The 22,454-nt window shown below is 52.9% G+C and carries 23 protein-coding genes; 9 read left to right on the top strand and 14 right to left on the bottom strand.

The window, feature by feature from the left end; genetic code table 11:
- The 4 genes from Q8W22_RS13775 to Q8W22_RS13760 form a co-directional block, all read right to left on the bottom strand.
- Positions 1–420 (bottom strand): hypothetical protein (locus Q8W22_RS13775; protein WP_305452729.1); only part of this gene is annotated, 420 nt, incomplete at its 3' end.
- Between the two features lie 13 nt (positions 421–433).
- Positions 434–922 (bottom strand): hypothetical protein, encoded by a 489-nt coding sequence (locus tag Q8W22_RS13770; protein WP_305452727.1) that lies wholly within the window; start codon positions 920–922, stop codon positions 434–436.
- Positions 923–1,104: 182 nt separating this feature from the next.
- Complete coding sequence (locus Q8W22_RS13765; protein ID WP_305415690.1) at positions 1,105–1,203, bottom strand: ATP-binding protein; 99 nt, start codon at positions 1,201–1,203, stop codon at positions 1,105–1,107.
- Positions 1,204–1,491: 288 nt separating this feature from the next.
- Positions 1,492–2,334: a transposase gene (locus Q8W22_RS13760; protein WP_305452725.1), complete on the bottom strand. Its 843-nt coding sequence runs from the start codon at positions 2,332–2,334 to the stop codon at positions 1,492–1,494.
- A gap of 401 nt (positions 2,335–2,735) precedes the next feature.
- Between Q8W22_RS13760 and Q8W22_RS13755 the strand changes: the two genes are divergently transcribed.
- Together Q8W22_RS13755 and Q8W22_RS13750 are read left to right on the top strand one after the other, a co-directional pair.
- A complete protein-coding gene (locus Q8W22_RS13755; protein WP_303434936.1) occupies positions 2,736–3,005 on the top strand; it encodes a DUF1778 domain-containing protein in 270 nt (89 codons plus the stop codon).
- A complete protein-coding gene (locus Q8W22_RS13750; RefSeq protein ID WP_305452724.1) occupies positions 3,002–3,535 on the top strand; it encodes a GNAT family N-acetyltransferase in 534 nt (177 codons plus the stop codon). Before Q8W22_RS13755 ends, Q8W22_RS13750 begins: the two co-directional genes overlap by 4 nt.
- 493 nt (positions 3,536–4,028) lie before the next feature.
- On the opposite strand, the gene Q8W22_RS13745 is transcribed toward Q8W22_RS13750, so the two are convergent.
- A complete protein-coding gene (locus Q8W22_RS13745) occupies positions 4,029–5,195 on the bottom strand; it encodes a S1 RNA-binding domain-containing protein (protein ID WP_305452723.1) in 1,167 nt (388 codons plus the stop codon).
- An 86-nt stretch (positions 5,196–5,281) separates the two neighbouring features.
- Complete coding sequence (locus tag Q8W22_RS13740) at positions 5,282–5,560, bottom strand: peptidylprolyl isomerase (RefSeq protein ID WP_303434374.1); 279 nt, start codon at positions 5,558–5,560, stop codon at positions 5,282–5,284.
- A 179-nt stretch (positions 5,561–5,739) separates the two neighbouring features.
- Between Q8W22_RS13740 and Q8W22_RS13735 the strand changes: the two genes are divergently transcribed.
- A complete protein-coding gene (locus Q8W22_RS13735; RefSeq protein ID WP_305413118.1) occupies positions 5,740–6,057 on the top strand; it encodes a DUF3301 domain-containing protein in 318 nt (105 codons plus the stop codon).
- Positions 6,058–6,093: 36 nt separating this feature from the next.
- On the opposite strand, the gene Q8W22_RS13730 is transcribed toward Q8W22_RS13735, so the two are convergent.
- On the bottom strand, positions 6,094–6,819 hold the full coding sequence (locus Q8W22_RS13730; protein WP_305452722.1) for a GMP synthase: 726 nt from the start codon (positions 6,817–6,819) through the stop codon (positions 6,094–6,096).
- Entirely contained in the window at positions 6,816–7,070 is a 255-nt protein-coding gene (locus tag Q8W22_RS13725; protein WP_303434380.1) for a DUF3820 family protein, read from the bottom strand. The genes Q8W22_RS13730 and Q8W22_RS13725 overlap by 4 nt, the downstream gene beginning before the upstream one ends.
- Before the next feature lie 380 nt (positions 7,071–7,450).
- Here Q8W22_RS13725 and Q8W22_RS13720 point away from each other — a divergent pair, with 380 nt between their 5' ends.
- A complete protein-coding gene (locus Q8W22_RS13720; RefSeq protein ID WP_305452720.1) occupies positions 7,451–10,108 on the top strand; it encodes a bifunctional diguanylate cyclase/phosphodiesterase in 2,658 nt (885 codons plus the stop codon).
- A 31-nt stretch (positions 10,109–10,139) separates the two neighbouring features.
- Here Q8W22_RS13720 and Q8W22_RS13715 read toward each other — a convergent pair whose 3' ends face one another.
- Positions 10,140–10,421 carry a pyrimidine/purine nucleoside phosphorylase gene (locus Q8W22_RS13715; protein ID WP_305452719.1) on the bottom strand — a complete coding sequence of 94 codons (282 nt, stop codon included), beginning with the start codon at positions 10,419–10,421 and terminating at the stop codon, positions 10,140–10,142.
- A 288-nt stretch (positions 10,422–10,709) separates the two neighbouring features.
- On the opposite strand from Q8W22_RS13715, the gene Q8W22_RS13710 reads away from it, so the two are divergent.
- Positions 10,710–12,557, top strand: a complete 1,848-nt coding sequence (locus tag Q8W22_RS13710; protein ID WP_303434385.1) for a DEAD/DEAH box helicase — start codon at positions 10,710–10,712, stop codon at positions 12,555–12,557.
- A gap of 118 nt (positions 12,558–12,675) precedes the next feature.
- Here the strand turns inward: Q8W22_RS13710 and Q8W22_RS13705 are convergent, their stop codons facing one another.
- Positions 12,676–14,082 (bottom strand): SLC13 family permease, encoded by a 1,407-nt coding sequence (locus tag Q8W22_RS13705; RefSeq protein WP_303434387.1) that lies wholly within the window; start codon positions 14,080–14,082, stop codon positions 12,676–12,678.
- 127 nt (positions 14,083–14,209) lie between these two features.
- On the opposite strand from Q8W22_RS13705, the gene Q8W22_RS13700 reads away from it, so the two are divergent.
- The gene (locus Q8W22_RS13700) at positions 14,210–15,067 is read left to right on the top strand and encodes a helix-turn-helix domain-containing protein (RefSeq protein ID WP_305452716.1); all 858 of its coding nucleotides are present in this window, start codon (positions 14,210–14,212) and stop codon (positions 15,065–15,067) included.
- A gap of 200 nt (positions 15,068–15,267) precedes the next feature.
- Positions 15,268–16,278: an adenosine deaminase gene (locus tag Q8W22_RS13695; RefSeq protein WP_303434389.1), complete on the top strand. Its 1,011-nt coding sequence runs from the start codon at positions 15,268–15,270 to the stop codon at positions 16,276–16,278.
- Positions 16,279–16,302: 24 nt separating this feature from the next.
- Here Q8W22_RS13695 and Q8W22_RS13690 read toward each other — a convergent pair whose 3' ends face one another.
- The gene (locus tag Q8W22_RS13690; protein WP_303434390.1) at positions 16,303–16,782 is read right to left on the bottom strand and encodes a NifB/NifX family molybdenum-iron cluster-binding protein; all 480 of its coding nucleotides are present in this window, start codon (positions 16,780–16,782) and stop codon (positions 16,303–16,305) included.
- Between the two features lie 219 nt (positions 16,783–17,001).
- The gene (locus tag Q8W22_RS13685) at positions 17,002–17,565 is read right to left on the bottom strand and encodes a flavodoxin (protein ID WP_303434391.1); all 564 of its coding nucleotides are present in this window, start codon (positions 17,563–17,565) and stop codon (positions 17,002–17,004) included.
- Positions 17,566–18,024: 459 nt separating this feature from the next.
- On the opposite strand from Q8W22_RS13685, the gene Q8W22_RS13680 reads away from it, so the two are divergent.
- Entirely contained in the window at positions 18,025–18,426 is a 402-nt protein-coding gene (locus tag Q8W22_RS13680) for a GFA family protein (RefSeq protein WP_303434392.1), read from the top strand.
- A 59-nt stretch (positions 18,427–18,485) separates the two neighbouring features.
- Here Q8W22_RS13680 and rimO read toward each other — a convergent pair whose 3' ends face one another.
- Positions 18,486–19,865 carry a 30S ribosomal protein S12 methylthiotransferase RimO gene (gene rimO / locus Q8W22_RS13675; RefSeq protein ID WP_305452713.1) on the bottom strand — a complete coding sequence of 460 codons (1,380 nt, stop codon included), beginning with the start codon at positions 19,863–19,865 and terminating at the stop codon, positions 18,486–18,488.
- Between rimO and Q8W22_RS13670 the strand changes: the two genes are divergently transcribed.
- The gene (locus tag Q8W22_RS13670; protein ID WP_305452712.1) at positions 19,864–21,543 is read left to right on the top strand and encodes a recombinase family protein; all 1,680 of its coding nucleotides are present in this window, start codon (positions 19,864–19,866) and stop codon (positions 21,541–21,543) included. The genes rimO and Q8W22_RS13670 overlap by 2 nt on opposite strands.
- Before the next feature lie 529 nt (positions 21,544–22,072).
- On the opposite strand, the gene Q8W22_RS13665 is transcribed toward Q8W22_RS13670, so the two are convergent.
- Positions 22,073–22,414 (bottom strand): hypothetical protein, encoded by a 342-nt coding sequence (locus Q8W22_RS13665; protein ID WP_305452711.1) that lies wholly within the window; start codon positions 22,412–22,414, stop codon positions 22,073–22,075.
- Positions 22,415–22,454 lie beyond the last annotated feature (40 nt).

Raw genomic sequence — 22,454 nt, 5'->3', positions numbered from 1 at the left:
ATTTATCAGACATGATGTGTCACTCCCTGTAGAGGGTAAACTATAGAGGTGACACAGAATTTTGAACACTACCGCGAGCTTTCTTTCTTCTGATACAATAGTCTCGCCAAATTCTCCAAGCTTATACTCACGCTTCTCTTTAAATCTTTCCTCGCCGAATAAATCCTTAAGTCCACTAATTAACTCGAAACCAGCTTTTCGCTCCATCTCAAGATAGTTGTCATAAGTGACTATTTTTCCTTTTTCTTCTTCCTGTGAAGAGCCACGAAGAGAAATCACTAGAGTTCCATCTGAATCTGTGTGAATCCCGGCAAAATCTGAGTTTTTACTCGCAAGCGTCCTAAGGCGATCGTCATAATCCGCCCAAGCTGTAGCATCACATACGAGAAAAGAAAGTAATATCCCTATCAAATTTTTCATTCATATATCCTTATTAGTCACAGTTAGTATATGTATATTGCTCATTAAGAACAATATTGCTTGGATTGGTGTTTATTTTGTAAAACTTATAATTATATTCTGGATTTAATACGTCATCACAGACCAGCGCAGAATCCACACAATTTATTTCATATTCTACACTGGTTGTCAGAGTATCTTTTTCATCAAGTTCGGCGGTCAGTGATTTCAAAGTAGCATTTGAAGCACACTCGCTCGTCGATGTTTCACCATCGTAGAAAAGAATAACAACAGAATCGCTGAAATCGACATCTGGAATATCTTCAGAAGAAATTGCTGACCAAGAATCCTCGAAATCTGCAGAGCCAAGTACTCTAATCGAGCGACCTTCACCAAGAATGTTGTAGCCTGTATCTCCATATCCTATTTGCTCATAGGAAATAGCGTCTGTAGCACTACCCGAATCTGAAGATGCTCCACATCCAGCTAAACCAATCGATAACGCCAGTAACATTGCTTTCATCTTAAATCCTTTTCTCAGCAAGTATTGATAACGAAAATAATTATCAACAACTATTAAATCAATGACTTTTTGTAAAGATTTGTCATTGCGAACATAGATTGTGATGCTTATCAATAAAACCATTTCATTGCACACAATGCTTATCACTTATTTTGAGAAATTTTCACTCAATAATATTTTTCTCAAATAATTTGAGAGCTTACACCGCCACCGCCGACCAGCGCCACCCCGGACGCCGTATGGTGCGGTGCCCGGAACGGCCGTTGACGCCAGCGTTCCAGCCAGTCTTCTCCCGACGTTGAGATGGAGCAATTATCCAGACAGCCATCACTGGGACATAGCTAATCAATTATCCAGACAGTCATTGCTAATTATCCAGACAGCCATTACTGGGACATAGCCGACGAGAAAGCACAGATCTTCTTCTGCGTATTACGGCGACTCATACGCCGCCTAAAATGGCTAATCGGCTGTTATTTATAAAGAATCAGCTGCTGTTCAAAGATTCAAGCCAAACGCAAACCTTCGGTATGGCCGAATGTGTCTGAGAGGGGGGAGGGGGAATAAAATCAGCCGGTCATGGTGCGGCTTTGGTGAACCCCCGGAGGTCTCCGATAGCCCAGAATGGAGCAGGCATGGCGTACGTTATCCTCGCGACCTGCAAAAGTGGAAAAGCAACGTTCAAACTGTTCGGTCATCGCCAACCACTGACGCTGTTTCAGCCCAAGTCGCGCCAGAATCGGGGCTGTGCTGGCTTCGATGGCTCCAGGTTTGTCAGCCCGGAGCAGGCGACCAGTCCCGTCAACCAGCGTCAGATAATCGGTGAGTGGCATGGGGATACCTGCCAGCTCTTGCTCTTTGGCGTTGCGGACAAAGGGCAACAAGCAGGTCGGCTGTTGTGTTCGGCTATCGGGATCGGCTGCTGTTTTGGCACGTTCGGCACGGCTTTTGATCGAGGTGTAATCAGACGTTTCCGGCGTGTTGGCCATGCCTGCTCTGACGGGGTTCAGGTCGACGTAAGCCATACAGGCCAACAGGGCTGCTTCATCCAAAAGCGCCTGGGACTTGAATCTTCCCTCCCAGAAGCGACCGGTACATGCATCTTCCGCATTGGCTTCGCGAGCAATCGCCTCGTTCAAAACTCGCATAAACCAGCTGATGTCTGACAGGCGCGAACGCCATTCCTCGACCAATATTGTCAGGCGTGCCTGTTCGGCTGTGGCCAGCGGTTCGCCGCGCTCAAAACGCTGCGACAGAGGATTACCCTTGAATAATTGATGCCAACGCTGCACCACGTCCAGCTCGGACCAGCTTACCGCCTGATCAGTATCGACGAACAGCACCACATGATAATGATTCGACATCACCGCATAAGCAGCGACCTGAATGGCGAATATTTGAGGCAAGGCCAATAAACGCGCTTCCAGCCAGCCACGACGGTGTTCATAGCAAGCGCCGGAGAGCTGGTCTGTACCGCAAAGAAAGGCACGGCGGACGCAGCGAGAAACGCAGTGATATCAAGGGGTGGCCTCGACTGAAACCTGTTGTTTTCTGGGTTTGGGCATCGTTTCTCTCCTTGTTGCGATGAGGGAAATAATAGGCCAATAACCAGCGGGTTGGGTATCAGGAGAAGGTACTAGAATGGGTGTCCTGAAAGACCTGAAAGACGCTGAAAGACGGTATTGAGCTGGGAGGATCGGTGGGTGTCTGTATTGAGAGAGGGGTTCCGGAAACTTTCCGTACAAATTGAATGCGCTTTGATTTTGCACTACAATCTCCAGCATTACGGAATACATCCGTACGCGGGGGACTTATGGCTACAGCGCGTTTAGATATTCGCCTTGATGAAGAGATCAAGGCAAAGGCCGAAAAAGCATCAGCGTTACTTGGTTTGAAGAGTTTAACCGAATATGTGGTTAGGCTTATGGATGAAGATGCAACACATGTAATCGCAGAGCACGAAAGTATCGTGGTTAAAGATAGTGTCTTTGATGAATTCATTGCCGCATGTGACAAAGCAAAAGCACCGAATCAAGCATTGCTTGAAGCTGCTCAATTCACAGGTGAGACCGGCATCAAGTGAGTTGGGGAAAAGAGTTCGTAGAACTTAGTAAATCTAAGCATGATCGCGACTCGTTTGATTGTGGTGAGCAAGAACTGAATATATTTATAAAAACTCAAGCTGCCAAACATATGCAAGCGGGTATTAGCCGGACTATGGTTCTACCTGGGGCTCAGCCACTTTTTAATCAGAAGTATGCAGTTTGTGCGTTTTACAGCGTTGCTCCTGGCTCAATCAGTCGAGAAACCTTGCCCGCACAATTAGCAAAGAAACTTCCTGGATATCCAGTTCCTGTTTTTATTTTAGCTCAGTTAGCTGTACATCAGGAATTTCATGGTTCTGGGTTGGGAAAGGTGAGTTTGATCCGTGCTCTTGAATATCTTTGGGGTGTTAATCACTATATGAGAGCTTATGCCATTATTGTAGATTGCCTTACCGATTCAGCGCAGGAATTTTATACAAAGTTTGGTTTTGAAGTTCTGTGTGAACATCGTGGCCGTATTCGTATGTTCTTACCAATGAAAACCGTAGAACAGCTTTTTAGCCGATAGATTACGAATATAAAAAAGTATCAAAAAATAATTTTCAATACAGGAATTCCTAATAAAAACACCCGATAAAACAGTTGTTATTAGGGCATAACCGACGAGAAAGCACAGATCCTATTCTGCCTGTTATGGCGACTCACAACGTCGCCCCAAATGGCTAATCGGCTGTTATTTATAAAGAATAAACGGTTGTTTGAAGATCTGGCACACTCAGAGGAGTGCGGTGTTGACGAGTGTGAAAAGGGCTCGTTATTTCGCTGCATTTGCCGCCTTGCCCTGAACAACGGCAACACCTGTACAGAGCCGTGCAGGATTAAATAGATGACCCTCCAAGCATAAGGAGAGGCTCAGCCCATCATCAAAAATGAAACCTGCATCAGGCAATCAGGTTGTCAGCGCAGGTGCTGGCTTTAATGGCACCACGCTGGTCGGTACAGGGCAGACACCGGGTTCCGCCAGCCGGAACAACCTGAGTCTTCCCTTCCTGCGCTGTCAATCAGTCTCTTTTTAATTTCATGGTCGAAGCCCGTGGCTTGCGGTTGCTGTGAAAGACTTTCTTCGCAGGGGGCGCTTTGGACTTTTGTGTTTCTTCACCGCGGCTATTGGCATTGCCACTGGATCTGGAGTCGTTACTGCCAGCGGCTGACGTGTGGGGGCGTTGTTGGTCAGCACTGGCTTGTGCTTTGTGGCTGTTGGCGTTACCGGTATTTTGGTCTGGCGCTGTTTGTTGTGCTGGCTGCGGTTTGGCAGTGGGCTTGTAATGATGGCGTTTGGTAGCCGGTACGGCGATGGCGGTGCCGTCGCCATTTATGCAGATTTTATCTGGTTCGATCAGGATGCGGCGTTCTTTATACAGTTTGCCAATCGCCATTTTGAAGGCCCGTTTGCTGGTGCCAAAGTGCATCTCAATCAGTTCTGCCGGGCTGCGGTCGCTGATATGCAAGACGCCGCCTTTGTCTTTCAGCTTTTTCATGATGCGTTCTGCCAGGCCGTCGGCACGATGGTGGCCAATTCGTTCCAGGCTGATATCAACTTTACCGTCTTCGCGGACTTTTCTGACGTATCCGTCGAGTTTCATGCCAATACGGACGGCTGTACGAATGTCGTCGTTGTGCAGCAGTCCCCACCATTGGTGATTGATAATGGCTTTGTAACCGAGATCGGTACGCTGGGCCAGCAATAGCTTGATGGCGTCTCCGGTTTTAAGCGGTGGCTCGGCATCTTTGTTGTAAATGGTGTTGGCGACGGCCTGATCCTTGATAAAACGATTCAGTTTGGCGCTACCAATCAGGCGTCCGGTGTTGTCTTCGGTAAGGTACACCACGTACGACTTGCCTTGCTCCATACGCTGTTGCTGCTCAGCAAAGGGCACAAACAGGTCTTTGGGCAGCCCCCAGTCGAGGAAGGCGCCGGTGTTGTTGATATCGATGGCTTCCAGGCAGGCAGCTTGCCCGAGCTGGATGCGTGGTCGTTGCATGGTCGCGATAATGCGATCTTCAGAATCGAGATACACAAACACCGTGAGTGAATCGCCAATCGCGGTACCTTCAGGGACCTGGCGGTTGGGTAATAACACCTTGCCACCAAAGCCGTCATCCAGGTACATCCCCTGGGGTTGTTGGTCGATCACGGTCAGGGTATGGAACAGTCCGGCTTGTAACATGGTGGTGTCTCAACAGTGCGAATACGAAGAATAAATAAAATAACAGGGGGCTGTTTGACAGCGCTGCTGGTTTGGTGGCTTGCGGGTCAGTTGCGATAAATGGTTTCAATCAAATGAAAGCCGAATTTGGTTTTGACCGGGCCTTGAACCTTGAGTAATGGCCCTTTGAAAACCACATCGTCAAAGGCTTTGACCATATCACCCTTGTTGAATTCGCCGAGGCTGCCGCCATTTTTTTTGGATGGACACTGGGAAAACTTTTGCGCCAGGCGTGAGAAGTCAGCGCCTTTATCCAGTTGGGCCTTGAGTTTGTCGGCTTCTTCGCGGGTTTTTACCAGAATATGGCGGGCGCAGGCGCGAGGCATGGGTAACTCCAAAAATAACAGGACGATGACAGGGTGGTGTTGGCAGCCGCATAGAATAGCAGAAATCAGCTCGGACGGTGGGGATGGCTGGGATTTGAATACGATTGAATCGCTGGCACTTGCCGGGCACACTGGCGGCCGGTGGTAGGTACGACCTGAAACAAACGAGGTGTCTGACGGTGGGAATAACTCTGGATGGGCTGGTGGTTCTGCTTTTGCTGGCAATGATCTGGTGGGGCTGGGCGGTGCAGCAAAAAGTACGCTTGCTGGCGCATAAACATGTCCGCCAGCGTTGCAAGGCCGACGGCGTGCAGTGGCTGGATGATACCCTGGTGCTGGAGAGTATGAAGCCTGTTGTCGATCGCAATCGCTTGCTGGTTTGGCAGCGCTGTTATGGTTTTGAATTCAGTTCAACCGGGGAGCACCGCTACACCGGTAAGGTGCATATGCGAGGCCTGACGTTGCAATCGATCGAGATGACGGCTTACCGAACCTGACGGGTTGACTGGTGTTGATAAGCCGGATAGCCCGGGTCAGGGACGGGTTGTTTGGTTGGTTAGAAAATCCAGCATCCATTGACCAACCAGGCGAGTGTCGGTGGGCTGTGTCAGCGTGGCCATGCCTGATTGAAAGCGGGATTCGCCGATGCACCGCTGGCGGCGGGGTAACAGGCGGCGTGTGTACTCTGCGGTAAATTCCGGGTGCCCTTGAAAAGCCAGTACCCGGTTGTCGATATAGAAGGCTGCGTTCGGGCAGAAGTGACAGCAGGCCAGTCGGGTGGCGCGAGCTGGCAGTTGTTCAACCTGATCACGGTGGCTGTAGATCAGCCGGAACTGTTCTGCCGAGTGGCAACTCCATTCCGGTTGCGTCATGACTTGGCTGCTACGAACACCAATCCCCCAGCCACGGTCGCTGCGGGCCGCAATGCCTCCAAGAGTATGAGCCAATAGCTGGTGGCCAAAACAGATGCCGATCAGGGGCTTGTGTGCGGCATACGCCTGCTGCACCCAGAGTGTCAGGGGAGTCAGCCAGTCAACCTCATCGTAGACGCCGGTTTTGGAACCGGTAATCAGAAAGGCGTCACACTCATCCAGCGTTGCGGGCAATTCTCCCCGGGTAACGCGGTAATAACGGAATTCCCAGTCTTGTGCGCTGTCGATAGCGCGAAAAAACCGTTCGAACATACGCCCGTAGGAATGGTAGTCGGCTACCAGGTCGGGGTACAGCTCATCCGTTTCGAGCAGGCCAAGCCGTATCAATGTCGTATTTCCTGTTGCGTGTTGGGTGTGGGCTGGACCGACTGCCGCAAAGGGGTCAGTAAGTCTTCCAGGCCGTTGATCCGGATTTCCAGTGCCAAAGCCATCAATCTGCCCAGTTCACCGTCGGGTAAGCCTTTGTTAACGAACCAGAGTAAATATTCTTCCGGTAAGTCCATCAGGACCCGGCCCTGATATTTGCCAAATGGCATGGTATTGGAAATCAGCCGAATCAGATCGGTTTTGTCGAACATGGTGCATCTTCTCGCTAGGTGGCGGGCGATCTTGTTATGTGGGCGCTGTGTCAGGCCGTATAAACAGTGCCTGGTGGCGTGGCTGTTATGTCGCTGTTACATAAATTAGCAAAGATAGCAGGGGTCTGGTAACCGTAATTGGCTGGTCGAGGCTGTTTTTTGATAGAACTCTTTATGCTGTTTAAGTAGGCGCATGTGGTTAATTTTGTTATATAACTGAATGCTGATCAGTCGTACAGTATATATTTTCAGTGGCTGAAAGACTGTTCTGTCAGGCGAACAGGTGAGTTCCTGATGGTCAGTGTACTGGCAATCAAATCACCAGATAGTATTTTTATGGATGGCAGCTCGCTCACTGAATTGCCAGCAGGAGAATAACAGTGGTCAGATCTTTATCCGAATCCGCTCCAGCCGATTTGAACAAGGCGGGGGAGGAATACACCCGCCAGCGTCATCGTAATCGTCGTTTGTGCCAGACTGCCGAGCGTTGCGCCCGTGCGTTTGTTGCCAGCAAGGGAGACACGGTTCAGGGTGATCTGGAAAGCATGTTGTTTCTGGTGGCCGATGCCATTGAGGCTGCGGATGCCCTGTTGCTGGTGTTAATGCCGGGCGGTGGCCAGAATGGCCGTATCGAGGCGGTGGCAAGCCAGCAAGGTCCAGAGCCGGTACGTGAGCGGCTGGCCGGGTTTTCGCTGGATGCCCTGATGTCGTTAGCCACAGAGCTGCCGGATATCTATCACTGTCAGGAGGTGCTGGCAGGTCAGCCGATGTCAGACTGGCAATACCTGTTGGGCGGCAAGCCGGGTCTGGTGTTGCCACTGATTAATCAGGGCAAGCTCAAAGCCGTGATGGCATTTGCGTTCGAGCTGGATGACCTGGTGCTGTCGAGGGAAGGCCGGTCGGCCTTGTTGACGCTGGCACATATGGCGGTGGTTTTTACGGATGTCGGGGTGCTGGATGCGGCGCTGCAATGCCAGTTGCAGCGAGTGGCAGAAAAAGAGCAGTTGTCCGGCACCGGGAGTTGGGATTTTTACCCGGCGACCAAGCTGTTGCGGGTCTCGCCGCAGCTCAAACAGATTTTTGGATTACAGGAAAACGATGCCATTCATTTACCGTATCTGGCGCGCTGTCTGCACCCGGACGACCGGCAACGGGTTCTGGATCAGATTACCTCCAGCCTGGCTTTGGGGGAGGGTTACCAATTGGAATGCCGGCTGCTGCTGCCGGATGGTCGTCAGCGTCGTGTGCTGGTGCGATCCAATGTAGAGCGTCAGGTCAACGGTGAATTATGGCGTCATGGATTGATTCAGGAGGTTGGCTTGACTCGCCAGCTGGAGAATCAGTTGCCGCTGTATCACCATGTGATCGAACAAATGACCGAAGGGGTGATGGTGCTGTCCAGTGTCGGGCTGGTCGAATTTGTGAATCCGGCATTTTGTCGCATGACCGGCTACAGCGCCGAAACACTGGCCGGGCAGCACGTGAAAAACCATCATGTATCCCGCCATCCTCCCGCTTTTTATCGTCATGTCCTGATCCGCAGCTGTCGCTCTGGTAGCTGGGTTGGTGAGGTTCGTAGCCAGCATGTGTCGGGTGATCCGGTGACTTATCAGGTGCGGGTGACAGCCATACGTCAGGAGGGAGCATCGGTGCGTTATCTGGCGGTGTTGCTGCAAGGGGTTGTGACCGACCCGGCACCGGCGATGCCAGCGATCCGGCAGGGAAGTTGTGATGCACTCACCGGTCTGCCTGATCGTAATCTGGCGTTGCAACGGATCGATGCGGCGATCGCAGTACTGATCGGGCAGCACCCGCAGAGTCTTCAGGTTGGTGTTGTGGTCATCAATATCGACGACTTCAAGCCGGTGAACGACAGCCTTGGCCATGGGTACGGTGATAAATTACTGAAAGCGTTTGGCCAGCGTTTGGTACGTTGTGGCCTGGAACACGGCAATCTGGCCCGGCTGGGCAGTGATGAGTTTTGTGTACTGATCCCGAACCTGTCTTGTGCCGATGATGCCACGGACGTGATTCAGCGTATCCGTCAGTTGAAGCAGCAATGCTACGACCTGGATGCCGGCTTTGAAGTTTATGTCAGTGTTTGCCTGGGGGTAGCCTTGTACCCACAACACGGCGACACCGCCTTGCAGCTATTGAACAATGCCGATACCGCCTTGCATGCTGCCAAGCGCAGTGGGCGTGATTCGGTGTGTTATTACCATAATGATATGACGCTGAGGGCTGCTGCCCGGCTGGAGCGGATCAACCAGTTGCGGGTGGCGTTGCAGGATGGCCAGGCGTTGCGACTGTTTTATCAACCCCAGGTGAACGCCACAACAGGGGCTCTGGTGGGGCTGGAGGCGCTGATTCGCTGGCAACACCCGCAAGACGGCCTGTTGTTACCCGACCGGTTTTTGAGTCATGCCCATGATGCCGGGCTGATGCTGGAGGTTGACCGCTTTAGCCTGCAACAGGCCGCGCTGCAGATCTGGCAATGGCGGGATCAGGGACTGGCGGTGGTACCGGTGGCGGTTAATGTGTCGCAGCAAAGTTTTGTGGCGGGTAATTTGCTGGAGCACCTGCAATCCCTGGTTAAGCGATTTGACTTACAAGCCGGTGACATCGAAATAGAATTGACGGAAGAAGCCTTGTTGGAGCCAACGCCACAGGTGTTGGCGTTGATTGCAGCCATCAACAGGTTGGGTATTGGCCTGGTGATTGATGATTTTGGCACCGGCTATTCATCGCTGGGTTACTTGCACCGGTTTCCCTTGCAGAAACTGAAGATCGATCGCAGTCTGGTCGCCGGGGTAGACAACGCTGGGGATAATCGGGTGATTGCCCGAACGATTGTTAGAATGGCACAAGAACTGAGTTTTGGGCTGGTGGCGGAAGGGGTTGAAAATGTCTATCAGGCGGATTTCCTGAGTCGCTCCGGCTGTGTGGTGCATCAGGGGTTCTGGTATGACCAGGCGCTGGATCCTGAAAGTATCGAAAGGATGTTGGTTGCGTTACCAACCGGGCCGCCATCTGAATAAATCGAACGGGCGACCCGGCAGGCCGACAGTGTTACTCGTAGGTGCAGAAGTAAGCGGTGTCGACCGCGATACGAACCTGGAATTTCTGGTTGGCCGCAATCGCAAAGGATTCACCCTGGGCAAAAGTCTGCCATTCTGATTCACTTGGCAACAGGGTTTCGATGGCGCCGGAAACGACAGTCATGACTTCGTTCTGGCTGGTGCCAAATTCGTATTCGCCCGGCAGCATGACGCCAACGGTGGCTGGCAGGGTGCTTGTTTGCAAGCCAATTGAGGCGACCTTGCCATCAAAATACTGGTTCACTTTCAGCATCAGGTTTACTCCGCAAATAAATGAGCCGGGAGTATAGCGAGTTGCCGCCGAAAGCAGAATAGCGTGTAAATCTTGTTACACAGGCAAGAAAGAGCAGGAAATTATTTTTTCTATCCTGTATAGTCCGCCACCCTTTCGACAAACAAACATGTCGGGCCAGGCCGAATGCAGATAGTTGATACCAGAGACCACCATCACTACCGATTGGTGCAGGAATCAGCTCACAGTTCAGACATTGTTCTGAAAGACACGGCCAACGCCCTGCCTCTGTACTGCTATAGGTAATATATGACCGATACGACACCCGCTGGTTTCGCCAGCCTGGGCCTGCCTTTTACTATCCTGCGTACCCTGGAAGAACTGGGCTACGAAGCACCATCACCGATTCAAGCCGCTGGTATTCCGCCTTTACTGGCTGGTCAAGACGTACTGGGTATGGCTCAGACCGGTACCGGTAAAACCGCCGCTTTTGCATTGCCATTGCTGGCACGTACCCAAGCCGACCATAAAACACCACAGGTACTGGTGCTGGCACCTACCCGTGAGCTGGCTCAGCAAGTCTCTGAAGCCATCAAGACTTACAGCCGCCATGTTGATGGCGTGAACGTCACCGCTATTTATGGTGGTACCGATTACGGTATGCAGTTGCGTGACCTGAAACGTGGCCCTCAGTGGGTTGTTGGTACGCCGGGTCGTGTAATGGACCACCTGCGTCGTGGCAGTCTGAACCTGGCCGATATCAAGGCTGTGGTACTGGACGAAGCCGATGAAATGCTGCGTATGGGCTTTATCGACGACGTTAACTGGATTCTGGAACACACACCACGCACCCGTCAGGTTGCCTTGTTCTCTGCGACTATGCCGAAAGAGATTCAGCGGGTTGCCGAAACGCACCTGAAAGATCCGGTACAGGTCAAGATCCAGAACAAAACCACCACCAACTCGAATATTTCCCAGCGTTACTGGTTTGTGAATGGCGCCCACAAGAACGATGCCTTGTTGCGCATCGCCGAAGTGGAAGACTTTGATGCCATGATGGTGTTTGTACGCACCAAACAGGCGACTGAAGAAGTGGCTGAATTCATGCAGCAACACGGTTTCCGTTGTGCACCGCTGAACGGCGATATTCCACAGCAATTGCGTGAAAAAGCGGTTGAGAAGCTGAAAGCTGGCCGTCTGGATATGATTGTCGCGACGGATGTTGCCGCACGTGGTCTCGACGTTGAGCGTATTTCTCACGTAATCAACTACGATATTCCGCAAGACACGGAATCTTACGTTCACCGTATTGGCCGTACTGGCCGTGCCGGACGTGAAGGTGCCGCCATTGCTTTTGTTCGTGGTCGTGAAAAACGCATGTTGCGTGATATCGAACGTGCGACCCGTCAGCAAATTGAAGAAATGCAGCTGCCAACCGCAAAAGATGTTAATGCCAAACGTAAGTCACGTTTCCAGGAACGTATTATGGCGGCCATTAACCCAGAGAAAAATACCTTCTATCGTGAAATGGTTGAATCCCTGCAACAGGAACACGAAGTCGACCCATTGGATCTGGCTGCCGCACTGGCAAAACTGACGCAAGGCGACAAGCCGTTATTCCTGGACGAAAACGAAGACCTGCGTGCCCGTCGTGATACCCGCGAGCCGCGTGATCGTAACGACCGCAATGAACGCTCTCCGCGTCAACAGCGCGAACCCCGTAAAGCCGCACCCGATGTTCGTGCCAAGCCATTAAAAGGCAAGCCGGACGTGGATATGCAGCGCTTTTGGGTGGGTGTTGGTTACGACCATGGCCTCAAGCCTGGTAACCTGGTCGGTGCCATCGCCAACGAAGCGGATCTGGAAAGTGCCTTTATTGGTCATATCGAGATCTTCGAACAGTATTCTGTTGTTGATCTGCCCGATGGCATGCCAGAACCGGCCATGGCCGTTTTGCGCAAGGCACGGGTTTGTGGTCAGGCACTGGGGATTCGTCCTTACCGTTCTGAGCTGGCTCTGGCACCGTCTGGTGCAGCGCCGCGTCGTGGTCGTAACGACAATCGTCGTGGTGATGCACCGCGTCGTGACAGCCGTCGTCCGGAAGGTGCTGCCCGTAACAGCCGTCCACCACGCAAGAGCAACAGCAGCCAGGGTTAATCAGCCCTGGGTTGATAGCGCCATATTGACTGCTATTGGCTGATCATAAAAAACCGGATGCCGCGAGGCCTCCGGTTTTTTTGCGTTACGGGGGGGAGTGTGTTGCTGGCAGCAGAGTCTATAACGGTTCAAACATGCCCAGAAAATCCCACCAGAAATAATCCAGCGGTATCAATATCAGCAGACTAGCCAGTGACAGCGGCAGCTGTACCTTGAGAATGCGACCGACCGACTCCCCGGTCATACCAACGGTCAGCAATAATGGCCCCGACTGATAGGGGAACATAATGCTGGAATAGCCCAATACCTGAGTCATCAATACCGTCTCCAGCGCAAAGCCGGACGAATCCGCCAGATGCTGAGCCATCGGTGCCAGCATGGCCGGAGTACCGGCCTGTGTGGTTGGCAGGGTAGACAGAAACGCCGTGGCAGCCAGGGATAAATAGTTACGGAAATGCTCGCCGGGGACCATGGGCATGGCGTATTCCAGTTGTTGCCCAAGCCACTGTCCCAGGCCGCTGCTGTTGATCAGCGCCCCGATGCCAAGTATCCCGGCAATAAATACCAGCATGGTAACGTTCATATTGAATTTCTCGGCATCCACCAGGCCGATGCGAGGCAGCAGCAGAATAATGGCCGCGGCCAACCCAACCCAGGCAGGATTCACACCGTGCCAGCTATCGGTCAGCCAGAAGCCCAGCGCAATGGTGATAATCGCCAGCATATGCCGCTGTGCTCCGGTCAACGGCGCTTGGTCTGACGGGGATGTGCGGGCAGAATGGCCTTGCGCCAAAATCAGATTCGATTCCCGTGCTGGATACGCCCAGAGAATAATCGCGATCAACAGGGCGGATTTGGCCACTCCCAGCACCGGAAAGTGCAACAGCAGAAAATCGGTAAAACCAAACTGGATACCGTACAGCGAATCGGCCGCGCCACTCAGTACCATATTGGGGATATTGGCCGGAAGAATGGAAACGGTCGGGATATGAGAGCCAATAGCCACCGCGATCAGAATGCCGGAGCGCCCAGGGCTGCCGGGCTGAAAGCCAAGCCGACTGGCCAGTGCCATGACAATCGGCAGCATCATGACCAGTCGCCCCATTGAGGACGGCATTAAAAAGCCAAGCAGCAGGCTCATTATAACCAGGCCAATAATCAGTCGTTGATAACTGCCAGCCAGCAAGGTTTGCAGAACACGGGCGAGACGATCCCCCAGGCCGGTATTCTTGATGCCCATTCCGATAACGGTACCAGCAAAAATCAGCCACAGCGCGGTGGAGGCAAAGCCCGAGAACACATCAATCGGAGTGGCCAGATCACACAGAATCACCACCAGAAAAAAAATCAGCGCTGTCAGAAATTCTGGAATCACACTGGTCGACCAGAGCGGAATAATCAGCAGCACCAGCGCCAGAGTCTGATTCTGGGTACTGTCAAGCGAGTCCAGCGGGGAGAGCAGTACAAAGGTTGCCAGCCCTGCCATAACCAGTAAAAACAAATATTTGGGATGTTTGAGTAACACCGGATGTTGCTCCATTTATTGCGTCTATTACATCTGTCGGTACGGATACCGGTACCGAGAGTAGGTGTTGCGAATACAGCGACTATTGTGTCACGCTTTGTTTGTGTAAAAAGACGACAGAACGCCAATGAATATCGAAATTACGCCAGGATTGGCCCATCATCAGCTGGCTGAGTCATCGCCCCCTGATACGCGGTGTCTGGTGGAAGGGTTTGGCCGACAAATGAGCAGCTGCCTCGACCCACAGCGGCCGGTGCTGTATCTGGATGAAGACCTGCCATCCGGCTCGTTACGATTGCCGCATGAACATGTGCGGGGGCAGCTGGCCTGGGCCGCCACCGGCGTCTTGCGGGTTAATACCGACGCCGGTAGCTGGCTGGTACCACCGAGTCATGCGGTCTGGATTACGGGTGGCTTGCGCCATGAAATTCTGGTGGTCAGCCCGGCTTCCATCCGGTATTTGTTTGTCGACCCTTCGGTGTGTGAGCGTTTGCCGGATGTCTGTCAGGTGATGTCGGTGACGCCGCTGTTACGTGAACTGATTCTGAGGCTTCTGACGTTTGACTTGTCGGTACCGGCACAAGGCAAGCCGGCCCGCCTGATTCAGGTGTTGCTGGACGAACTGGCTGGTCTGGAAACGTCACCGTTACACCTGCCTGTTGGCCAGGACAGACGTCTGCTGGCAGTGATGAACATCCTGATCAACAACCCGGCTGACAGTCGTTCATTACCGCAATTGGCCGCCGTTGCCGGGGCCAGTCCCCGTACTCTGGAACGCTTGTTTCGCAGTGAAGCGGGGCTGAGTTTTCGCCAGTGGCGGGCACGCTTGCGACTGATGGAAGCGGTGCAACGACTGGGTAAAGGTGAGAGTAGTGCAGCCATTGCACTGTCGTTGGGTTATGCCAGCAGCAGCGCATTTGTGGCTGCTTTCCGGCGTTATTTTGGGCAGCCGCCCCAACGTTTTACCCATCAGGGCGGTGCCTGAGCATTCTGCCTGTATAACGATGGTGGTGCTGGTCAAAGTGCTGACCGACTGGTCAACAAACTGGACGATCCTGTCTTTCTGACAGATTCCTCGACTGACCGACTGGTTCTGTTACGCCGGGCACGAGACAATAACCGGCTTGATGGTCGCGTCTTTTTAGGCGATTGTTTTTTTGTAATTGAGGCAACCGACAGAGCAACATGACTGATTTCAATCAATGGCTGTGCGCCATGCCAAAAGCAGAACTCCATTTGCACATCGACGGTAGCCTGCAGGCCAGCCGCCTGCTGCAGTTAGCCGCCAAAAACGGAGTGGCGATTCCTTACGACAGCGTGGCGTCGGTCGAGGCTGCTTATAACTTTCAGGATCTGCAAAGCTTTCTGGATTTGTATTACCTCGGCGCTTCGGTTCTGCGTGATGAGGAAGACTTTTACCACCTGATGAAGGACTACCTGGATAAGTGCCGTGAGCAGCATATTGTTCATACCGAGATCATGGTAGAGCCTCAGACCTACCTGCCTTATGGCGTGGCGGTTGAAACCGTATTAAACGGTTTTCGGGCAGCGATTCAGGATGCCAAGGCAGAGTGGGGCCAGTCGGCACTGATGATTCTGAGCCTGCTGCGCCATCTGAGTGAAGAGGAAGGCCTGGCCATGCTGGAAAGCGTAAAGCCGTATCGCGATGATTTTGTCGCCATCGGCCTGGCCAGTGCCGAGCAAGGCAATCCACCGGAAAAATTTGCCCGCCTGTATCAGGCCGCCAAAGATCAAGGCTATCAGCTGATTGCCCATGCCGGAGAAGAAGGGCCGCCGGAATATATCTGGGGAGCGCTGGATATACTGAAAGTGGATCGTGTGGATCATGGTGTGCGCAGTGTGGAAGACGCTGCCCTGGTACAGCGCTTGGTTGACGAGCAGGTGCCGCTGACAGTATGCCCATTATCTAACGTGCGTTTGAGGGTGTTCGACACCATGGCTGACCACAATATTCTGGCCATGCTGGAGCAGGGCCTGTGTGTGACGGTAAATTCGGATGATCCCACGTATTTTGGTGGCTTTATCAATGAAAATTTCACCGCACTGGCCGACGACCTGGGTATGACCAAGGCGCAAGCCGTGCAGCTGGCGGCGAACAGCTTCCGGGCCAGCTTCCTGAGTGAAACCGACAAGCAGGCATTTGAGCAGCAGTTGCAGCAGTACGCCGCTGGCTAATGCAGCAACAAGGCGGGCGGTGGTTTAGCCGTCCCAGCCTTCGTCATCCATATCATCAAAGCGGCTATCGGTTTTGTTCTGGGATTTGTCTTTGATGATCTTGGCCAGCCAGAACTCTGGCGTGCCGTTTAACTGCTGCTGGATATCGGCAATCAGATCTTCCACATCCGGTCCACCACTGACCTTGATCGGGTTGATTCCCAGCGCGATCAGTTGTCGGGAGGCTGACCCGCCAATCGAACCACAGTAAACAACGTCGGCTCCGACCAACCAGGACAGCTTGGGCTTCAATTTGTCTTCGTTACCATCTTTCTTTTCGTAGCCAAAGGATTGGCTGGCCAGCAGTTCGGCCGAGTCCGCGTTTACCGCAAACAGATAAAACGCCTGGGCCGAGCCAAAGTGTTGATCAACCATATCGCCATCCATCGAGGCGAAGGCAACCAGTATGGATTGGGGGTCCGCTGGTACGTCGGCGACACAGGCGACACTTGTCAATTCGTTCATACTCTCTCCGCTGCTGAAGGCTCAATCATACTGGGGCTCTGCTGACAGAAGCTGCAAGCAGCAGGCCATAAGGCGGAGCGGCAGAGGAATATTTATTCTAATAAAATCAAAAGGTTATTATTTAAAGAACGAGCATTGAGACGGTGATGTATGGCAGCGGACAGGTTTTTGTCGGCTTTGCGACAAAAGCCTGTCCGCCAGGCAGCTCACGAAAACGACTCAGGCAAGAGCGGTGTTGTGCTCCAGAGCGGCCTGGAGTTCCGGTTTGATCTGGCTGATCCAGCCTCGCATGCGTTGTTCGGTTTCCAGCCCCTGATTTTTATTGTCGAGGGCGAGGCCGACAAAGCGGTTATCGATGACGGCTCTGGAATGCGAATAAAGGTAGCCATCGGTACTCCAGCTACCAATGATGTTGGCACCCAGGCCCTTGAACAGGCTGTATAACTCAAACATGGCATCGCAATAACGATCGCCGTATTTGACCTGGTTACCCAACCCATAAATCGCGACCGTTTTACCGCTGAAATCGGCCCCTTCCAGTTGTGGCAAAAAATCCAGCCAGCTGCCACTGCGGATATTGGTGGCGGTGCCAGGCAATTGCCCTTCAGCATAAGTCGCTGTGCCGATAATCAGGGCTGGATATTGCAGCAGGTCGTCGAGGCTGGCCCGGTTGATGTTCAACGGCTTGGCCGCGAGTTCATCGCCCAGTAATTTGGCCATTTTTTTCCCGATCAGGCGGGTTGTACCGGTGTCCGTACCAAAAAAGATGCCTACTTGATTCATAGCTGAATGCCTCTGCTGGATGCGTGGATGACATGGCACCTGCAAGATAAAAACCAGAACAAGGATAACCACCGATTGTGCCTGCAGGGCTGGCAGGCTGTGGCCTGGCGCTGTCGCGACCGGCATGCTGGTGAACTCGGAGCAGGCCAGTCATGTACGCTAGCCGACCCGAATATGTATTGAATATAACAATGTCGCAGTTCAGTAACCCGGGCATGTATCCATGGGCACGGGTGGCAGGTGTGCGGGTGGCAGGTGTGCGGATGGCAGGGGCAGGTTGCGTTATTTCAACAAAGGAAGGTTTATAAACAGAAAACGTCTGGTTGTTACTCCAGAGTTCAAACACAAAGTGTATCCTTGCTGAGGGATCAAAGGGGATACCATTACCGAAGCCTGCCCAGCGGCAGGCGTTAACTGTTTTCCCTGCTAACCATAACCATAACCATGGAAGGAGTGCTGATGACGAATTATTCGGGTTCGTGCCTGTGTGGCGCTGTGAGTTTTACCATAACCGGTGAGTTTGATCGTTTTTATTTGTGTCATTGCCAGCACTGCCAAAAAGACACAGGGTCGGCTTATGCGGCCAATCTGTTTTCTTATACCGCTGAATTGGTCTGGCAGTCGGGAGCCGAGGCTGTGACCTCTTTTACGCTTCCCGGCACTCGCCATAACAAGAGTTTTTGTCAGCGTTGTGGTTCCGCATTACCCTGCACTCAGAGCGCAGGTTTGCTTGTTGTTCCAGCAGGGTGTCTGGACACGGACATCACCATGTTACCAACCGCGCATCTCTTTTTATCCAGCAAAGCGACCTGGGAAGAGGGCTTGGAGGAGGTGGCGAAGTTCGATGGGCTGCCCGATTGAACTAACGAGCCGCCGTGAGGGCGCAGCGGCTCGTTGTTATGACGCTGGGAACCAGGCTCTCAGTCATCGATCCGGCTTTGTGGTGCTTCCATAACGGGTGAGCCCCACAAGTCGTATTCATCGGCGTGTTCGATTTCCACGTCGATGATATCGCCGGGTTCGCACTCATGGAATTCGTTCAGGTACACCATGCCGTCGATATTGGGGGCGTCGCCCATGGTGCGGCCAACGGCCCCTTCGTCGTCGATCTCATCAATAATAACCGGCATTCGCTGACCAATCTTGCGGGCCAGCTTGCGGGTGCTGATAACTTGCTGGGTTTGCATAAAACGGTCGAAGCGTTGTTGCTGGATTTCGGGGTCAACGTGGTCGGGCAGGTCGTTGGCTTTGGCACCGTCGACCGGGCTGTATTTGAAGCAACCGACGCGGTCGAGTTCGGCTTCTTCGAGCCAGTCGAGCAGCAGCTGGAAGTCTTCTTCAGTTTCACCGGGAAAACCCACCACAAAGGTGGAGCGGATCACCAGTTCAGGGACAATCGAACGCCATTTTTTGATCCGTTCCAGGGTGTTCTCAGCGTGAGCCGGCCGTTTCATCAGTTTCAGAATACGTGGGCTGGCGTGCTGGAACGGAATATCCAGGTACGGCAGGATTTTGCCTTCGGCCATCAGCGGCAGTACGTCATCAACGCTGGGGTAGGGGTAAACATAGTGCAGGCGTACCCAGGCACCGAGATTGCCGAGTTCGTTACACAGATCGAACAGTCGGGTTTTAACCGGTTTGCCGTTCCAGAAATCGGTGCGGTATTTACGGTCAACGCCATAAGCGGAGGTGTCTTGTGAGATCACCAGGATTTCACGGGTACCGGCTTCGACCAGGCGTTTGGCTTCGTCCAGTACGTCTCCAATCGGGCGGGAGACGTGTTTGCCGCGCATGTCGGGAATAATGCAGAAAGTACAGCTGTGGTTGCAGCCTTCGGATATTTTCAGGTACGAGTAGTGACGCGGGGTCAGCTTGACGCCTTGCGGTGGCAGCAGGTCGGTAAAGGGGTCGTGTTCCTTGCTGACCGGTGGCACCCACTCGTGGACGGCGGTCATGACTTCTTCGTAGGCCTGGGGGCCGGTGATGGCGAGAATATTCGGGTTTTGTTCGCGGATGGTCTCGGCGTCTTTGCCCTTGCCCATACAGCCAGTCACGATCACCTTGCCGTTTTCGGCCATGGCTTCGCGGATGGCTTCCAGTGATTCCTGTTTGGCGTCGTCGATAAAACCGCAGGTATTGACTACCACCACGTCGGCATCGTCGTAGCTGTTGACCACATCGTAGTTATCTATGCGCAGTTGCGTCAGAATGCGTTCGGAGTCGACCAGCGCCTTCGGGCACCCCAAGGATACCAGCCCTATACGCCCTGATGATTTTTTGAGATGATTATTCTCTTTCATGATGATCTCGGTTCGTAAAATGGTGCGAGTATACAGCTACATCCGATTTTCAACACCTGAACAGGCAGACGGTTCAAGCCTGGCGCGTCAGGCCGAATATGCCAGCCAGTATGCGGAAAAAAATGGCTACACTCTCGATCAGTCCCTATCGCTACGAGACGAAGGCCTGTCTGCCTATCATCAGCGACACATCAGCCAAGGCGCGCTCGGGGTTTTTCTCCGGGCTGTTGATGATGGGCTGGTGCCATCAGGATCAATCCTGATCATCGAAGCGCTCGATCGGCTCAGTCGTGCAGAGCCGATCATCGCCCAAGCGCTGCTCAGTCAAATCATCAATGCGGGTATCACTGTCGTCACGGCATCAGATGGCAAAGCCTACAGCCGGGAAAGTTTAAAGGCTAACCCGATGGATCTGGTCTATTCCTTGCTTGTGATGATCCGGGCGCACGAAGAATCCGACACAAAGTCGAAGCGAGTGCTGGCAGCCTTGCGACTCCAGTGCCAAGCCTGGCAGGCCGGTACATACCGGGGCCACATCCGCAACGGCAAGCCACCGACCTGGTTGGTCGAAACTGGATCGGTGGAATGGCCTCTCTATGAGCTGAACACAGCGCGGGCCGAAGCGCTGCGCCATGCGATTGATCTGTATCGGCAGGGATATGGTGGGTCGGCGATAGCGGGTCGACTCAATAAAGCGGGCATCAGCTACACCGGGCGGCCGATCGTAGGCAGTCACCTGTACAAAATAATCCGGCGGCCCGACCTGTACGGTGCGAAGTTGATCGAAGTGGATGGCGAGCAATTCGAGCTGTCTGACTACTATCCGGCTATCATGAGCCGGGATGAATGGGATTCACTCCAGCAAAAGCGTCGAACCCGAAAAAAAGCACCATCCAGCGAAATCCCCGGAATCATTACGGGTATTGGGCTGTGTCGCTGTGGGTATTGCGGCAGCACAATGAATGGCATCAATTTTACCGGCAAGGCCAAGGCTGCTGGTCGAATGCAAGAGGGCTGGCGTCGACTGATCTGCGCTCGTAGCTCAAACACGAACGATTGCCCGGTTGGATCGTCGGTCATGTTGGGGCCGGTCGAGAGGGCAGTCATCAATTATTGCCGGGACCAAATGGATTTGGGCGCATTGCTTGAGCGATCCGATGTGCAGTCAGATCTGCGTACAAAAATGATCCGTCTCGATGAAAAACTGGCAGACGTAACGACCAGCATCGAAAAACTGACCGATGCCCTGCTGGTAACCGATGAGCCGCCCCTGTCGGTCATGCGCAAACTGAGAGAGCTGGAGAAAACCCAGGCCAACCTGGAGCAGGAACGGGCGCAAATCAGCAGCGAACTGACTGGGTTCAGCTCGTCTGCCGGTGCCGATCTGCTCACTGAGTGGCAGGCCCTGTCGGCAGGGCTGGGTGACCAGCTGGACTATGACTCCCGCATGACGCTGCGGGATCTCGTGCAGCGGACGTTTATTGGCATCGATGTCTATATCAAAGGGATCGATGCCATACCCGCGGGGGCCGCTGCCAGAGTTGCTGCGTTACTGATCAAGCGGCTTGCGCCCGTCCGGGACCCAATAGACCTGGTGCTAAAATTCCGGAGCGGAGCGGTGCGGGTGATGCGCGTAAGCGCGAAAACCGGCGAGTGGGTGGCCCAGCTCGACGTATAAAAAACCCGGCTCAAGGGCCGGGGTTGCTCTGTTTATTCGGTAGTGTTGAGTCGTGCAATTTTATCGCTAATTTGTCAGCGCCTACGCGCTGCAGCAGATACATGATTGGGTGCGCGATGCAGTTGTGTACGCCCCAGTTTTTATAAATCTTGGTCATGTCGCCTCTCGTTTGGTGCTGTGCCCGTTGGCTTGTCGCCAGCGAGCCACATATTGGTCGTACATTTCAGGGCGGTCGGCCAGAAGGTCATCCCATACTGATAGCGCCATGGGTATGGTTTCCTCGTTGCAGCCACCCCAGGTATCTTCGTAGCGGCTTCCAATATTTTCTTGCGTTGGGTCAAAGCCGCATTCCCAGCATTCGACCCACACTTCGCAACAATCTTCAGCGCACTGCTCTGACCTACATCTAAAATTAGTTTGATTTCCGCAATGAGGGCATGGGGTAACCTGACCTGTTTTGGTCAAATGAAAATCTCTAGTGCTCATAAGTTCTCCACCGCCGCCAGGCTCAAGGGCCGGGTTGCTCTGTTCATTCGGCTCGCTCCCGATCCTCGAACGAATGTCCTCCGGGTGGAAGCCCTTTGTAGCCTTGAACAACTTCGTAACGTTGGAGCTTCTGGCCTTCCATCTTCACTCGGAATCCAGATCGGCTGCCATCGCATAGGTGGTTAATTACTAGAAAACCGTTTTCTTCTCTGTCTACTTGTTTGTATATGTAGCGCTTTTTCCTATTAACTCCGGTGAAATGGTAAATTTTCAGCACGTCCAGCGGGTAGATTGGCACTCCATTTTTGTCACAAGGACGCTGCGCGTCAGAGTACACCGCCAAATTCTTGTCTAGTGCCTCGTCGCTATTTCTGTTGTGGCTCATAATCGTTAACCCCAGCCCAGCTTTTTAATAATTTTATGTA

This window comes from Oceanobacter sp. 1_MG-2023, from assembly GCF_030689025.1.
Classification (GTDB): Bacteria; Pseudomonadota; Gammaproteobacteria; order Pseudomonadales; family Oceanobacteraceae; genus Oceanobacter.
Note: the sequence above shows the minus strand (reverse complement) of the source record. Positions and strands in the feature narration are given on the sequence as shown.